At 66.1% G+C, this 13,441-nt stretch carries 14 protein-coding genes and 3 pseudogenes; 3 read left to right on the forward strand and 14 right to left on the reverse strand.

Annotated elements, in window-relative coordinates; genetic code table 11:
- Positions 1–26: 26 nt before the first annotated feature.
- On the forward strand, positions 27–791 hold the full coding sequence (locus J2S53_RS15925; protein ID WP_456241646.1) for a TetR/AcrR family transcriptional regulator: 765 nt from the start codon (positions 27–29) through the stop codon (positions 789–791).
- Positions 792–917: 126 nt separating this feature from the next.
- Here J2S53_RS15925 and J2S53_RS15930 read toward each other — a convergent pair whose 3' ends face one another.
- The 5 genes from J2S53_RS15930 to J2S53_RS15950 all read right to left on the reverse strand — a co-directional run bounded on the left by J2S53_RS15930 (position 918) and on the right by J2S53_RS15950 (position 6,383).
- Complete coding sequence (locus J2S53_RS15930) at positions 918–2,231, reverse strand: hypothetical protein (protein ID WP_456241647.1); 1,314 nt, start codon at positions 2,229–2,231, stop codon at positions 918–920.
- Between the two features lie 72 nt (positions 2,232–2,303).
- Entirely contained in the window at positions 2,304–2,924 is a 621-nt protein-coding gene (locus J2S53_RS15935) for a DUF3558 domain-containing protein (protein ID WP_456241648.1), read from the reverse strand.
- A 5-nt stretch (positions 2,925–2,929) separates the two neighbouring features.
- Positions 2,930–3,262, reverse strand: coding sequence for a hypothetical protein (locus J2S53_RS15940; protein WP_456241649.1), 333 nt, complete (start codon positions 3,260–3,262; stop codon positions 2,930–2,932).
- 266 nt (positions 3,263–3,528) lie between these two features.
- Entirely contained in the window at positions 3,529–5,493 is a 1,965-nt protein-coding gene (locus J2S53_RS15945; RefSeq protein WP_456241650.1) for an acyl-CoA dehydrogenase family protein, read from the reverse strand.
- A 149-nt stretch (positions 5,494–5,642) separates the two neighbouring features.
- Entirely contained in the window at positions 5,643–6,383 is a 741-nt protein-coding gene (locus J2S53_RS15950; RefSeq protein WP_456241651.1) for a MerR family transcriptional regulator, read from the reverse strand.
- A gap of 196 nt (positions 6,384–6,579) precedes the next feature.
- Here J2S53_RS15950 and J2S53_RS15955 point away from each other — a divergent pair, with 196 nt between their 5' ends.
- Entirely contained in the window at positions 6,580–7,308 is a 729-nt protein-coding gene (locus J2S53_RS15955; RefSeq protein ID WP_456241652.1) for a CPBP family intramembrane glutamic endopeptidase, read from the forward strand.
- 128 nt (positions 7,309–7,436) lie between these two features.
- Positions 7,437–7,649, forward strand: a pseudogene (brnA, locus tag J2S53_RS15960) (type II toxin-antitoxin system BrnA family antitoxin); the annotation flags it as partial.
- A 115-nt stretch (positions 7,650–7,764) separates the two neighbouring features.
- Here the strand turns inward: brnA and J2S53_RS15965 are convergent.
- The 9 genes and pseudogenes from J2S53_RS15965 to J2S53_RS16005 form a co-directional block, all read right to left on the reverse strand.
- Positions 7,765–8,262, reverse strand: a complete 498-nt coding sequence (locus J2S53_RS15965; RefSeq protein ID WP_456241653.1) for a calcium-binding protein — start codon at positions 8,260–8,262, stop codon at positions 7,765–7,767.
- 759 nt (positions 8,263–9,021) lie between these two features.
- Positions 9,022–10,896: a DUF262 domain-containing protein gene (locus J2S53_RS15970; protein WP_456241654.1), complete on the reverse strand. Its 1,875-nt coding sequence runs from the start codon at positions 10,894–10,896 to the stop codon at positions 9,022–9,024.
- 153 nt (positions 10,897–11,049) lie between these two features.
- Complete coding sequence (locus J2S53_RS15975) at positions 11,050–11,283, reverse strand: hypothetical protein (RefSeq protein WP_456241655.1); 234 nt, start codon at positions 11,281–11,283, stop codon at positions 11,050–11,052.
- A gap of 170 nt (positions 11,284–11,453) precedes the next feature.
- Positions 11,454–11,744, reverse strand: a pseudogene (locus J2S53_RS15980) (class I tRNA ligase family protein); the annotation flags it as partial.
- A 14-nt stretch (positions 11,745–11,758) separates the two neighbouring features.
- Entirely contained in the window at positions 11,759–12,103 is a 345-nt protein-coding gene (locus tag J2S53_RS15985) for a type II toxin-antitoxin system PemK/MazF family toxin (protein ID WP_456241656.1), read from the reverse strand.
- Positions 12,100–12,333 carry a hypothetical protein gene (locus tag J2S53_RS15990; RefSeq protein ID WP_456241655.1) on the reverse strand — a complete coding sequence of 78 codons (234 nt, stop codon included), beginning with the start codon at positions 12,331–12,333 and terminating at the stop codon, positions 12,100–12,102. The genes J2S53_RS15985 and J2S53_RS15990 overlap by 4 nt, the downstream gene beginning before the upstream one ends.
- Before the next feature lie 170 nt (positions 12,334–12,503).
- A pseudogene (locus tag J2S53_RS15995) lies at positions 12,504–12,794 on the reverse strand (class I tRNA ligase family protein); the annotation flags it as partial.
- Between the two features lie 14 nt (positions 12,795–12,808).
- Positions 12,809–13,153 (reverse strand): type II toxin-antitoxin system PemK/MazF family toxin, encoded by a 345-nt coding sequence (locus tag J2S53_RS16000; RefSeq protein WP_456241656.1) that lies wholly within the window; start codon positions 13,151–13,153, stop codon positions 12,809–12,811.
- Entirely contained in the window at positions 13,150–13,383 is a 234-nt protein-coding gene (locus J2S53_RS16005; protein ID WP_456241655.1) for a hypothetical protein, read from the reverse strand. Before J2S53_RS16005 ends, J2S53_RS16000 begins: the two co-directional genes overlap by 4 nt.
- Positions 13,384–13,441: the final 58 nt, after the last annotated feature.

Consider the following 13,441-nt stretch of genomic DNA (forward strand, 5'->3'; position numbering starts at 1 on the left):
GAGATGAGCACCCGATGGAGTGACACATGAACGGAGTCACTCGACGTGAACAGCTGCGTGCTGCCACGGAACTCGACATCCGCAGGCACGCGCGCGAACTGCTGGTCCGCGAGGGACAGGAAGCGGTGACGCTACGCGCGATCGCACGTGAGCTCGGCATCACCGCGCCCGCGCTGTACCGCTACTACGACTCCCGCGAGGACCTGCTCCACCGGCTCTCCGAGGACATCTGCGACGACCTCTCGGCGGAGCTGAACGAGACGATGCGCGGCATCGAGGACGACCACCTGAGCAAGGTGTTCGCGGTGTGCCGGGGCTTCCGGAGCTGGGCGCTGACACATCCACGGGAGTTCGCGCTGGTGTTCGCCACTCCGGGCGGCAACGGTGGCGAGAACGCCGGTGCCGACGAGCGGGAGCCCGATTCCACGGCGACGGCAGTGCCCGCCACGCGCAGCGACGAGCTGGGCAGCGTCTTCCTGGGTGTGGTCGGCCCGCTCATGGCGGAGGGAGCCAACAACTCGCCACCACCCCGGATTCCCGAAGAGCTGCGGGCCGGACTGGCGGACAGCCAGCGCGACCTGGCGGCGGCCTTCAACACGCACGGCATCGAGATGCCCCCGGAGGCGCTCAGCGCCGAGGCGGTCCACATGCTGCTGCGCTGGTGGGCGAGGCTCTACGGCCAGGTCGCGCTGGAGGTTTTCGAGAAGTTCCCCTTCGACGTCAGCCACGCCGACCGGCTGTTCGAGTCGATGCTGGAGGAACTCGGCCGGGAGGCCGGGCTGTACCGGTAGCGGGTTCGCCGATTCGGCTGCCGAGGGAATCGCACGAGGCCCTCGGCAACACCACGGTCTCTATTGGACGGACGTCCCGTTGTCGGGGCGGGACGGCCTGTCGCCTCGCTTCGGTGATACCGCTGGTCAGCGGCCCTGCTCGTAGGGGGTCTCACCCAGCACCGGCGGGGCGACACGTTGCATGTCGTTGGTGAACACGTCCTCGTCCTCGACCAGCCAGCTCGGACGATCGTGCTCCTCCTCACCACCACCATCGCCCTGCCGAGCCCCGGCACCACCCATCGGCCCACCACGAGCACCACCAGCAGCAGCATTGGAACCCGACACCACCGAGCCACCGCCCCTCGAACCATAAGAACCCGTCCCGGACCGACCACCAGCGGCCGGCTCACCCGAACCGGAACCACCGAGCCCACCGGCACGACCACCGACACCTCCAGCGGAACCACCACCACGGGCACCACCCACACCGCCCGCGCCACCGGCACGACCACCCGAACCGGAACCACCGGACACCCCCGGCGGACCGTTCGGAGCCGGCGCCCACCGGCCGTTATACGGATTCTGCCGCTGCCAACCCCCATCAGGACCCTGCCGGTAGACCGTGCCGTCCGAACCACGCACCGCCCCCGGAGAAAGCGAACCACCGCCCGCGGAACCACCACCCGAGGGACTCACCCACGCCGACCCCGAACCAGCCGGCTGCGACGTGTAGGAACCACCACCCACACCGGAACCACCCGACGGGACATGCGACCCACCGACCGAACCAACCGAACCACCAGAACCCCCGGCCCACGCCGAGGACGAGGAAGCCGACGCCGCATAGCCCGAACCCACACTGTTGTCAAAGGTGCTGCCCGCCACCACACTGCCCGCACTACCGCCATAACTGGCCTGCCGCGACGCGTCGGTATCGGACTCCTCCGACGGCGTGAACTCCGGCAACCCCCGCGTGGCCGCCGTCGTCTGCTCCGTATACCGAACCATCACACTGTTGGCCTCCTCATTCGTAGCCCGATAACGCTCCTGCTTCTCCTCGTAATCACTGGTCCACCCCAACCCGGGAAAACCACTGACCCCACTGTCATCCGCCCAATTCTTCTCCGGAACCTCCAACTGAGCCGGACCACCATCGGAGAGCTTGCCACCCTCGACGGGGAGATCCTGGAAGGTCTTGTGCTGCGTGCCGGCCTGAGCGTCCAACGAGTCCTGCACGGTTTCGCAGAAATCGGCCGCGTTGTCGACGACCGGCTTGACCGCGGATACCGAAGCCTTGGCGATCTCGGCCGCACGGCCCTCGTGAGCCTCTTCGGCCTTGCCCAGCGCCGAGTTGACGGTTTCGACGATGCTTTTGAACTTCGAAGCGGCGGCGCTAAGCGAACTCGACCCCTGGCTACTAGCCGAAGGCAGGCTGGGCGCATCGGGCGATCCCGCCATACTCGCCCGAATGTCCTTCGCCTGACTCGCATAACACTTCATCGGAACGACAGAAGACATTACCCCCACCTCTCACTTCGCCGCAGGCCACGACGAGACGGACAACCGCAACGCCTTCTTGGCATTGCCACACGGATCCACCTCGCCCGTGTCCGCGGCGTTCAACCGCCAATACGACTTTACGACTTGGTTTTGCTTGGTCGCCAGGAAAATGTCACAGCTTCCACCGCTCATCGGGTCGTCCCGGTTGGCCCGCACGGCGGGATATCCTGCGATGTTCAGCTTCTTGAAATCCACGTAGGACTGTGGATTGTCGTAGTACTGCTGAATCGAACGGCCCGCCAGCGGCGTGAGCGAAACACTGGTGGCTCCGTACGAGCTCTTCCAGACACAGCGATCAGCCGCCTCGTCCGGAAGTGTCAAATTCCCTTCCGGAGTCTCGCCGCGCGGTTGCAACCCCAACTCCCGCGCCGCCTCCGCAGGAAGCAGCTCACACACCTTCGCGGTCGTCGCATCCTTGGGGTTCGCGATCTCCGGTCCGGCGGCGTTGCGCGAAGCGGAGGATTCCGCACTCCGCTCCTCCGAACCGGGCGATTCGGGAGCCGAACCACCCGAGCACGCCATCAGCACGGCACCCAAGACCACACAGCCGAGGACCGCACCAGCACGACGAAATCCAGACTCGGCACTCATGGCACTCAGCCCCGCCTCTCGGTGTCCCGCTGCGCGACCGAGGCGTTGTCCTCGGCCCGGCCGTACTCCCCCAGCGCCGCCCGGTAGACGTCGATCCTCTCCTGCAACTTGATGAATATGTCGTTCGCCGCGCTACGCAACGAACTGTCCGAGCCCGTGAGGCGCTTCCGGAACAGCTCCCGGGCCTCCTCGGTGTTCTGATCACCGGCGACCAGTTCACCGGGCTCCATATCCCCGGCCTCATCAGCCAACTGCCGAGCCTTGTCCCGGATCTTCTCCAGTTTGTCGACGGCCTTGCGCAGCCCGTCCTCGTCGACGACGAATCCGTCCCCGGCCATACCTGCCTCCCACACAGCGCACACTCCGAAACCGATTCATATCTTCCCCGATAAGCACGCACGACATCAGCCAACCCGAATCAACGCCGATGTGACGCACGACACCGGAAATCGGTTCCGAATCGCGCCTTCATATCCACAATGGATTCCGAGTCGGGTGAACCGTGGCCACCACGAGGACGAGCCGGTCGCGACAGCACGCGGAGTCACAGTGTCGAATTCACAGAATCGAAGCCGCGGTGGTGAATCCGCCGTGAACCACGATCTCAGCCGGTACCGGGCTGCTCACCGGTCGCGATCGGGGCGCTCAGCCACTGCCGTGGCATCCCGAATGCGCTGACCAGCTCGACCGCGTGCGGACGCAGCCCCTTGCACAGCGCGTTGACGGCCTCGGTGATCGCCTTGGCCCGGCGCGGGCTGATCCGCTCGTGCTCCAGGAACCAGCCGCGATCGGCCTCGATGTCGGACAGCACGTACAGATCGCACAGCCGCTCCAACATCTCGGCGGCCGCCGGATCGGTGCAGCGTTCGATCCCGGCGACGAACGCCTCCAGCACGACGCGGTCGACGTGCACCCGCGCGGCGCGCAGCACGTGGTCCTGCGCGTCGTTGAACACCTCGAACGGGTCGGCGTCCCCGGACCCGGCACGGCGCAACCTGCGGGCCACCCCGTCCAGCACGTGCCGTTCCCGGTCCTCGAACAGCCGCAGCTGCCAGCCCCGGTCGAACAGCGCGTCCTCGTCGTCCCTGCCGGGTGAGGCGTCCACCAGGCGCTGGATCAACGAGCGGGCGGCGGTCCGCTCGATCACGGTTCCCACGAACTGGTCGGCGACGTAGCGTGCCATCCCGAGCGTGCCGAGCTCGTCGAAGCTCTCGCGGTAGCCGGTCAGCAGTCCCTTGGCCACGAGTTGCAGCAGCACCGTGTTGTCACCCTCGAAGGTGGTGAACACGTCGGTGTCGGCCTTCAACCCGGCCAGCTGGTTCTCGGCCAGGTAGCCGGATCCGCCGCAGGCCTCGCGGCAGTCCTGGATGGTGCGGGTGGCGTGCCAGGTGGTCACCGCCTTGAGCCCGGCGGCGCGGGACTCCAGCTCCCGCTGGGCGCGTCCCTCGGGATCGTCCTCCGGGGAGGCCTGCCGCAGGTCGTGCAGCGTGGCGACCAGTTCCTCCTGCGCGAAGTGCAGCGCGAAGGAGGTGGCCAGCGCGGGAAGCAGCTTGCGCTGGTGTGCCAGGTAGTCCAGCACCGGTGTCTCGGCGCCGGTCCGGGGGTTGGTGAATTGCCGCCGGGTGTCGCCGTAGCGCAGTGCGATCTCCAGCGCGAGCTTGGTCGCGGCCCCGGCGGTGCCCGCCACCGACACCCGCCCGGTGATCAGGGTGCCGAGCATGGTGAAGAACCGTTTGTTCACCCCCTCGATCGGGCTGCTGTAGGTGCCGTCCTCGGCCACGTCGCCGTAGCGGTTCAACAGTGCTTCCCGGGGCACTCTCACCCGGTCGAAGGAGATCCTGCCGTTGTCCACCCCGTTGAGACCGGCCTTGCGGCCGCAGTCCGAAATGGACACTCCGGGGAGCGGGTTTCCCGCCCCGTCGCGGATGGGAACCAGCAGGGCGTGCACCCCGTGGTTCTCCGTCTCGCCGTCGGAGGTGGGGGTGTGCAGCTGGGCGAAGACGGCCGCGGTGCGCCCGTCCCGCGCGGCGTTGCCGATGTAGTCCTTGCGCGCGGACTCGTCCGGGGTGTGCACCACGAACTCGGCCGTGGCCGGATCGTAGACGGCCGTGGTCCCGAGCTGCTGCACGTCGGAACCGTGGCCGGTCTCGGTCATCGCGAAACAACCCGGCTCCGAGAGGTCCATTATGGACCGCAGGTATTCCTCGTGGTGCCGTTCGGTGCCCAGCGCGGTGACCGCTCCACCGAAAAGTCCCCATTGGACACCGGCTTTGACCATCAGCGAGAGGTTGCCCGCCAGCATCTCCATGGCGACCACCGAACCGCCGCGGTCGCCGGATCCGCCGTACTCGACGGGAAAACCGATCCGGACGATCTCGCTACCTGCCAACCGCCGCAGCTGTTCGAAGGTGTGCGCCCGGTGGGACTCGGTGTCCAGCCCGTCGCCGGTGGGCAGGGGTTCGTTCTCCAGGACGCCGCGCACCCGGTCCCGGACCTCGCCCCAGCGGCCGTCCAGTGACTCGCGCAGCTTCGCGGGATCGAACTTCACGGGGATACTCGGGGTCCGCATACGTCCTCCAGCTCATTCGACTACCGCCAGCTCGATTACCCCGTGACGGAGTTGTCGAACCAGTCTGGCGCTCCCCGGGGTTTCGGCGCGTGCCCACCCCGGCGGACGAGTGCCATCCGGCAGCCCCACAGCCACGCGCTCGTCCCGGATCACCCGCCGCCCGAGCTCGTGCCGTCCTTCGGGTGCAGCGCGTCGATGCGCCGCAGCACATCGAGCTGGGCGGGGTTGTACAACTCCAGCAACGCCTGGACGACGACCGACTCCCTGGACGTCTCTTCCCGCCGCCTGGCTTTCGCCCACGGATCAAGCAGCGCGGGGTGGTTCTGGTAGTGCTGTCGGATCTCCGGGAAGTAGCGCTCGGCCAGCCGACTCCGAGTGTCCTCGCTCGCGTCCGCGGGCAGGGCGTCGAACTCTTTCTCAACCGGAGTGGGAGGTCGCGACAGCATCTCCCACAACGCCGCCATCGCCGAGTCGCCGAAGACCCGCGAATAGATCAGCAGCAGGGCCCGGTCGGCGTCCGAGCGCTCGGCAGCGACCTCGTCGAAGCCCGCGGGCAGGTCGGCCGGGGAACGATGCCGCAGGATCACGGCCAGCTCCTCCCGCATCCGCTGCTGCCGTTCGATGCTCGCCGCCAGCTCGTCATCCAGAGCGCGGAGCGACTGGTCCGTGTTCTCCTCCGATTCCTCCATCACAGCGATCTCGGAAAGCGGCACGCCCAGGTCGACGAGCCTGCGGATCCGCAGCAGTCGGACCAGGTGCCCGATGCGGTACCGCTTGTACCCGTTCGCCGCCCGTTCCGGCTCGTCCAGCAGTCCGACCTCGTGGTAGTGGCGGACGGTTTTCAGCGTCGTGCCCGCGAGTTCTGCCAACTGCCGCGTGCTCCAGGCCACCGGACCGCCTACCTCTCGTGCTCCTCGGCAACCGCTGTCCTCGACGGTGGGTCGTGTGCCCGAGGACACAGTCAAGCAGAACCGGGCGAGCTTGACCATGCCCCAACGGCACGGTTTGCGATAACTCGCGTCGGCCGGAAGCGGTGCATCGGTGCGACGCCCCTCCGAAAACAACGAGCACGAGGAGTCAACCACCATGTCCACCGATCAAGCCGAACTACAGCAGCCGACATCGGCGGATACCACCTCACCGAAGCGCCCGGGATGGCCCGAGATCGTGGTCGGCCTGCTCGCGATGATCGCCGCCACGGCCCTGGTGCCGTTCTTCGGCCCGTGGGGGCTGGAACTGGGCCCGACGGCGTACGGGCTGGTCCTGACCGCCTGGTCGGGCGTGGTCGGCCTCGTCGGCTTCGGCGTGGCAGCGTTGCTACGCATCCGTTCCCTGGCAGCCTTCAGCGTGCGCCGCACCACCTGGCGCTGGATGCTCATCGGTGTGAGCGGGGGCGTGGTCGTCCTCACTGCCAATCTCCTGTTGAGCTACGCGATCATCGGCATCACCGGATTCGACTCCAATCCGCAGGGCGCGTACTACGACGCCGCGAACGGCGGGGTGCTGCACCTGATCCTGACGTTCGTCTTCCTGTCCCTGCTCACTCCCATCGGTGAGGAGTTCCTCTTCCGTGGCGTGGTCGCCAACGCCCTGCTGCGCTACGGACCCGTCACCGGCGTACTGAGCAGCACGGTGATCTTCGCCCTGTTCCACGGCATCAACATCGTGCTGCCCGCGGCGATCGCGGTGGGCGTCATCGCCGCCGAGCTGATGCGCCGCAGCGGATCGATCTGGCCCGCGGTGGCCGTCCATACCGTCAACAACCTGGGGCTGCCGCTGTACGTGTTGCTCACCGGCGCGGTCGGGCCCGCCTGAGCTCGCGGCACACTGCCGGAAGACCCGATCGGCCGCCTCGGCGGCAAGTGGCGCTCAGCCGGACTGTGCGTCCGGAGAACATCGGGATCATCTCGGTGCGTAGGTCTCACGCTGCGGAGTTAGGGATTATGAGGGCTGCTGAGTTCGACGACAAATTCGATCGCGGCGAGGAGATCACCTCGACGCTCGATCTCGCCAAGGCACAACGTCCCGGTGAGGAGCAGCGGCGCGTCAACGTCGATTTCCCCGCCTGGATGATCGCGGCGCTGGATCGTGAAGCCAGGAGGCTGGGTGTGACGCGTCAGTCCGTCATCAAGGTCTGGCTCGCCGACCGGCTGGAACACACACCACGCACGCTGCCTGAGCCCGCGAATCAGCGGGACTCGACGCCCTGCCGAAGCCCTGCCCGCCCAGAACCCTGTTCGAACTTGACGCTCGCACGAGGAAGTGCAGGCGTCAGCCCCTGCCGTAGTAGAGGATCTCGCAGTTGACGACCTTGTCGTCGAGATCGGCGTTGTAGCGGTCGGTGCCGGGACCGCAGTCGACGACGTCCGCCTCGTCGTCGGAACCGAGCTCGTCGGACATCACGGTGTCGTCACCGGGACCGGCGTAGAGATAGTCACCACCCTGTCCACCGTGGAAGAAATCGTCACCGTTGCCACCCCGGATGACGTCATTTCCGGAGTTGCCGAACAGGCTGTCGTCATCGGCCTCGCCGAAGATGACGTCGAAGCCGCCCCGGACCTTGATCACGTCCTGACCGGGCGTGCCGTGCAGGCCATCCGGCCCTTCGGTCCCTTCCTGATGGTTCTCCTCGTCCGCCGCGGCGGTGAGCGTAGGCTGGGTCTGGGAAGGCGTCGCCGCGGCCAACGGCGCGCCTACCACCAGAGCAGCCGCGGCGATTCCGGTTCCCACCAGTCCGGTCAGGCCGGTTCTCGTACGCGTGGTACGCACAGCGGTTCGCTCCTTTCGCCGTGCGATCAGCCCTCCGTAGCCCCTGGGGCTGATCCCACGATTCGGTTTCCGTATGCCACTCCTGGTGACGTAGTACCCCACCGGAGGTTGAGTGTCGGATCCGGACGATTTGAAACCACAGTGCACTCCGTTCCCACGAGCGGCGGCCGCCCGGGACCGGCTCCCGCCTCCCTTCCGTAGTGACCACGATCGATCGGACGGAGGCGGCGACTTTTTCTCGAACCGCCAATTCTTTATCAGGTTTTCCCCGCCAACAACCCTCCAAGGGAAAAATCATCCTCGGCCTCGCCTATGATCAACTTACTCCCGATCCGCGATCACTTCAATCACACGAAGGTGTAAGCATTCCGGGAAACAGCACACAAAACAACATTCCCTCAAACCGGAAACACGCCTCCCACCCAAGAGTGAGTTTTCTGGACAAAAAACACTGGATTCGATAAAGGATTTTCCAACGAACCGAAGCCACCAGCACACGTTCACCGGGCAATCGGACGGAACGACCGGACCTCACCCGATCGGACCGATTCGGGGATCGTCCGAGGGACGGAAACACCCGCGAAAAGGGGAGCTCCGACCACCGGAAGACGGAACCGCCCCTTGTTCTTCGAGGCTTCCTCGATGTCAGCGTTATCCGCACGGTGCGCCCAGTGGTCCGGGAGCGGTGTCCCAACTGCTCGTTGAACCGGGCGACCACGCGGCGGGCCTGTGTCTTGCGTCAGGCCCGCCCGACATCGCTCATGGCCGGTAGTCCTCCAGTCGGGCCGGGTCCCAGATTCGGTCCACCAGGGCTCGAACCAGCTTGCTCCGCTCCTCGTGCTCGGCCTTGCCGAACCGGTCGTACGGCCGAAACGGCAGGCCGGACCGCTCCACGAAAGAGCTGAACTGGGGCTGGTGCTGGTAGGCGGCGCTGGTCAGGCTCGCGGCGTAGAGGTTCTGCTTCGCGTAGTGCGGCGCCTTCTGCTCGAACGGCTTGTCCTGGTAGCTGCGGTTCACGTCGGCGGGCAGCAGCACCAGACCGGCGACATGGTCACGCCACAGGTCGAAATCCTCGCGGGTCGGACACTCGTCGGCGTAGCGCTCGTGGTGATCGGGCCAGATGTGCTCGATGTCCCACGGGTTACGCAACGTCCGGTCCACCAGTTCGTCGAAGCGATCGGGCTTACCGGCCTCCCGCTCGGTGTAGGCGGTCAGCCGGGCCAGCAGATGGTAGATGTAGCGCCTGCTGAACTGGTTCAGCCCGAGTCCCGCGATGCCGCGCCGATAACGGCTCGGACTCCCGTCGAACGAGACATCGTCCTCGTCCTGATCCAGCTTCGACCGCAGGGTGTCGATCAGATCCGGCAACGACATGCCGCGGATGTCGCGGCACAGCAACCACATGGCGTAGTTGACGCTCGAATAGCTGATCCGGATGTAGTTGGCGGCTCGGCGCATAATCCAGATATCGAGGTAGGTCGCGGTCGCCGCGAGCTTGCGGCGTACGGTCTCGTCCTCGTCACCGACCCTGAGCGGCGCCAGCAGCACGGTGCTCTGCCAGGTGAACTCGTTGTGCGCGTTGTAGAAAACCGGTTCCAGCCCCGAGGTGTAGCCGCGCGAGGCCTCCAGGACCTTCCGGTACGCCCGCGCGAAGAACGGCACCTCGTTGGTCATCAGGGCGAGGTTGCGCCCCGCGTCGCCCACTCCGACGCGGCTGGTGTTGTCACGGACCCAGCGGTGGAACGTGGAACCGATCAGTTCCCAGTCACGGTCGAGGGCACCCGCACGACGCTCCCGGATCGACTCGGCGTACTTGGCACGGAGCCATGCCTTGACGAAGGTGGCGTCGCGTTCCGCGTCGGGGTCGGGCTCCCAGGAAGTCAGTTCCAGCAGAGTCCTCTTCCAAATACGGTTCGCGTTCGCCCGCTCACCCGCGTCCTCCACCGCACCGAGCAGATACGCCTTCAGCATGTCCACCGGGCTCAACGGTTTGCCCCGGTCGTTCATCGTCTCGAAGATCGAGTAAGCGTGCGCGTCGGTCTCGGTCGCGATCTCGATCAATCCGACATTGCCGATCAGCCAATAGATGAACGGCTCCAGCCCGTCGCCGAGTTCGTCCGCCGGATCGATCGACACGAGGTCGTTGTACCGAGCGACGATCGTCTTGATCGACTCGTCCTTGCCCTCGGCGTCGTACTCCGCACCGTCGAACAACGCCCGGAGCACCGGCACGCGCTCGGCGATATCGAGGTTGAACTTCGGCTCGCCGTAGTCGTCGGAGAAGATCAACGGCTCCACTGTGGAGGTCACCCTGAGCCCGCGCTCCCGCGCCACCCGGTACAGGTAAATCAGCAGCAACGTCAGGGAGGTGACCCGCTGCTGACCATCGACCAGGTAGCTCTTGTTGCCACGCCTGGTCACGATGATCGAACCGAGGAAGTAGTCGCCGTAATCACCGGCGTCCCTCGGTGTGTCGCCGGTGCGGTAGAACGTCGAGAACCTGTTCTGCAGGTCGGTGACCAGTTCTTCGATGTTCTCCCGGTCCCACTTGTACTCCCGCTGGTACTCGTCGATCGCGAAGGAACGGGACTGCAGCAGCTCCTTGATCGTGCGGTAGTGCGGCGTGATGCTCATGCTTCTCCCCTGCGGCAGACAGGCACGTTCGCCCGGGCAACGGTTACCGCATCATGGTCCACTTCACCACGTCGGCCTTCGCGAGCCGTCGTCACTTACGAGCAGCGCGCCGACAGATGTCCTTGCTCGCCCGCGGACGCGGCTGTTTTTCGCTCATTCGGACTCGTGCACGTCGGACACGGCCACATCGGTTTCGGCCAAAGCGTGTTGTTCGTCCCGGTATTCCCGCAGTTCCTCGTCGGACAAGCGCGCCAGCGCGGCGAAGGACTCGTGTTCGAAGGCCAGTCGAGCCACCGTCTCGTCCAGGCTCGCACCGCCGTAGTCGCGCTCGGCGATACGTGCGAGCGCGTCCCGATTGGCGGAGTCGATCCGCATACTCGTTTGCATACCTCAAGCATACGCCGGTGGCGAAGCCGTGACCACCCGCAGTGCTCCGGCACGGTCACCCGTGCCCGCTCATCACCGACGAGCACCCCGGGGCTTCGGCTCCCGCACGAGAAACCGAAGCCCCGGCGAGGACGCTGTGGCGGGCGAGCCCGTCACGACGGGAAACCCGCTCAGCCGACCACGTTGACCAGCCGCCCGGGCACCACGATCACCTTGCGCGGCTCACCACCGCCCAACAGCTCCACGACCCTGCTGTCGGCCAACGCGGCAGCGCGGATCTCGTCCTGCTCGGCCGAAGTCGACACGGTGATCCGGGAACGAACCTTGCCGTTGAACTGAATCGGGTACTCGACCGTGTCATCGACCAGGTACTCCTCGTCGGCCACCGGGAACGGCCCGTGCACCAGGCTCCGCTCGTTCCCCAACCGCGACCACAATTCTTCCACCGGGTGCGGGGCCACCCCACGGAGCCGCTCTACTGGTTGATGTCGATGATTCCGCGGAGCACGAATTTGATCTTGTTGATCTCGTCGGGAGTCAGCCGCGCACGATGAGGTCGCCGCAGTCGTTGCTGGCTGATGGACTTCACGTGGTCGCACATGGCGAACGTGGGCTGATTGAGGCTACTCAGCTGTGGTTGGTACGGCAGTTCTCGATCCGCGGTGGTGCAGGGCACCACGATGGTCAGCCCGTTGGGCAACGCGCATTCGAACGAGGTGGAGACGATCACGGCGGGACGGAGCCCCGCCTGCTCGTGTCCGACCTGAGGATCGAAGTCGGTCCACCACACCTGCCAAGGACGCGGCTGTTTTTCGCTCATTCGGACTCGTGCACGTCGGACACGGCCACATCGGTTTCGGCCAAAGCGTGTTGTTCGTCCCGGTATTCCCGCAGTTCCTCGTCGGACAAGCGCGCCAGCGCGGCGAAGGACTCGTGTTCGAAGGCCAGTCGAGCCACCGTCTCGTCCAGGCTCGCACCGCCGTAGTCGCGCTCGGCGATACGTGCGAGCGCGTCCCGATTGGCGGAGTCGATCCGCATACTCGTTTGCATACCTCAAGCATACGCCGGTGGCGAAGCCGTGACCACCCGCAGTGCTCCGGCACGGTCACCCGTGCCCGCTCATCACCGACGAGCACCCCGGGGCTTCGGCTCCCGCACGAGGAACCGAAGCCCCGGCGAGGACGCTGTGGCGGGCGAGCCCGTCACGACGGGAAACCCGCTCAGCCGACCACGTTGACCAGCCGCCCGGGCACCACGATCACCTTGCGCGGCTCACCACCGCCCAACAGCTCCACGACCCTGCTGTCGGCCAACGCGGCAGCGCGGATCTCGTCCTGCTCGGCCGAAGTCGACACGGTGATCCGGGAACGAACCTTGCCGTTGAACTGAATCGGGTACTCGACCGTGTCATCGACCAGGTACTCCTCGTCGGCCACCGGGAACGGCCCGTGCACCAGGCTCCGCTCGTTCCCCAACCGCGACCACAATTCTTCCACCGGGTGCGGGGCCACCCCACGGAGCCGCTCTACTGGTTGATGTCGATGATTCCGCGGAGCACGAATTTGATCTTGTTGATCTCGTCGGGAGTCAGCCGCGCACGATGAGGTCGCCGCAGTCGTTGCTGGCTGATGGACTTCACGTGGTCGCACATGGCGAACGTGGGCTGATTGAGGCTACTCAGCTGTGGTTGGTACGGCAGTTCTCGATCCGCGGTGGTGCAGGGCACCACGATGGTCAGCCCGTTGGGCAACGCGCATTCGAACGAGGTGGAGACGATCACGGCGGGACGGAGCCCCGCCTGCTCGTGTCCGACCTGAGGATCGAAGTCGGTCCACCACACCTGCCAAGGACGCGGCTGTTTTTCGCTCATTCGGACTCGTGCACGTCGGACACGGCCACATCGGTTTCGGCCAAAGCGTGTTGTTCGTCCCGGTATTCCCGCAGTTCCTCGTCGGACAAGCGCGCCAGCGCGGCGAAGGACTCGTGTTCGAAGGCCAGTCGAGCCACCGTCTCGTCCAGGCTCGCACCGCCGTAGTCGCGCTCGGCGATACGTGCGAGCGCGTCCCGATTGGCGGAGTCGATCCGCATACTCGTTTGCATACCTCAAGCATACGCCGGTGGCGAAGCCGTGACCACCCGCAGTGCTCCGGCACGGTCA

This window comes from Actinopolyspora lacussalsi (assembly GCA_030803735.1).
Lineage (GTDB): Bacteria > Actinomycetota > Actinomycetes > Mycobacteriales > Pseudonocardiaceae > Actinopolyspora > Actinopolyspora lacussalsi.

What these genes read in the sequence shown, in the direction of transcription:
- J2S53_RS15925 (WP_456241646.1), top strand. Translation starts at nt 27, where the DNA reads ATGAACGGAGTCACTCGACGTGAACAGCTGCGTGCTGCCACGGAACTC.
- J2S53_RS15930 (WP_456241647.1), bottom strand. Translation starts at nt 2,231, where the DNA reads ATGGCGGGATCGCCCGATGCGCCCAGCCTGCCTTCGGCTAGTAGCCAG.
- J2S53_RS15935 (WP_456241648.1), bottom strand. Translation starts at nt 2,924, where the DNA reads ATGAGTGCCGAGTCTGGATTTCGTCGTGCTGGTGCGGTCCTCGGCTGT.
- J2S53_RS15940 (WP_456241649.1), bottom strand. Translation starts at nt 3,262, where the DNA reads ATGGCCGGGGACGGATTCGTCGTCGACGAGGACGGGCTGCGCAAGGCC.
- J2S53_RS15945 (WP_456241650.1), bottom strand. Translation starts at nt 5,493, where the DNA reads ATGCGGACCCCGAGTATCCCCGTGAAGTTCGATCCCGCGAAGCTGCGC.
- J2S53_RS15955 (WP_456241652.1), top strand. Translation starts at nt 6,580, where the DNA reads ATGTCCACCGATCAAGCCGAACTACAGCAGCCGACATCGGCGGATACC.
- J2S53_RS15970 (WP_456241654.1), bottom strand. Translation starts at nt 10,896, where the DNA reads ATGAGCATCACGCCGCACTACCGCACGATCAAGGAGCTGCTGCAGTCC.
- J2S53_RS15975 (WP_456241655.1), bottom strand. Translation starts at nt 11,283, where the DNA reads ATGCAAACGAGTATGCGGATCGACTCCGCCAATCGGGACGCGCTCGCA.
- J2S53_RS15985 (WP_456241656.1), bottom strand. Translation starts at nt 12,103, where the DNA reads ATGAGCGAAAAACAGCCGCGTCCTTGGCAGGTGTGGTGGACCGACTTC.
- J2S53_RS15990 (WP_456241655.1), bottom strand. Translation starts at nt 12,333, where the DNA reads ATGCAAACGAGTATGCGGATCGACTCCGCCAATCGGGACGCGCTCGCA.
- J2S53_RS16000 (WP_456241656.1), bottom strand. Translation starts at nt 13,153, where the DNA reads ATGAGCGAAAAACAGCCGCGTCCTTGGCAGGTGTGGTGGACCGACTTC.
- J2S53_RS16005 (WP_456241655.1), bottom strand. Translation starts at nt 13,383, where the DNA reads ATGCAAACGAGTATGCGGATCGACTCCGCCAATCGGGACGCGCTCGCA.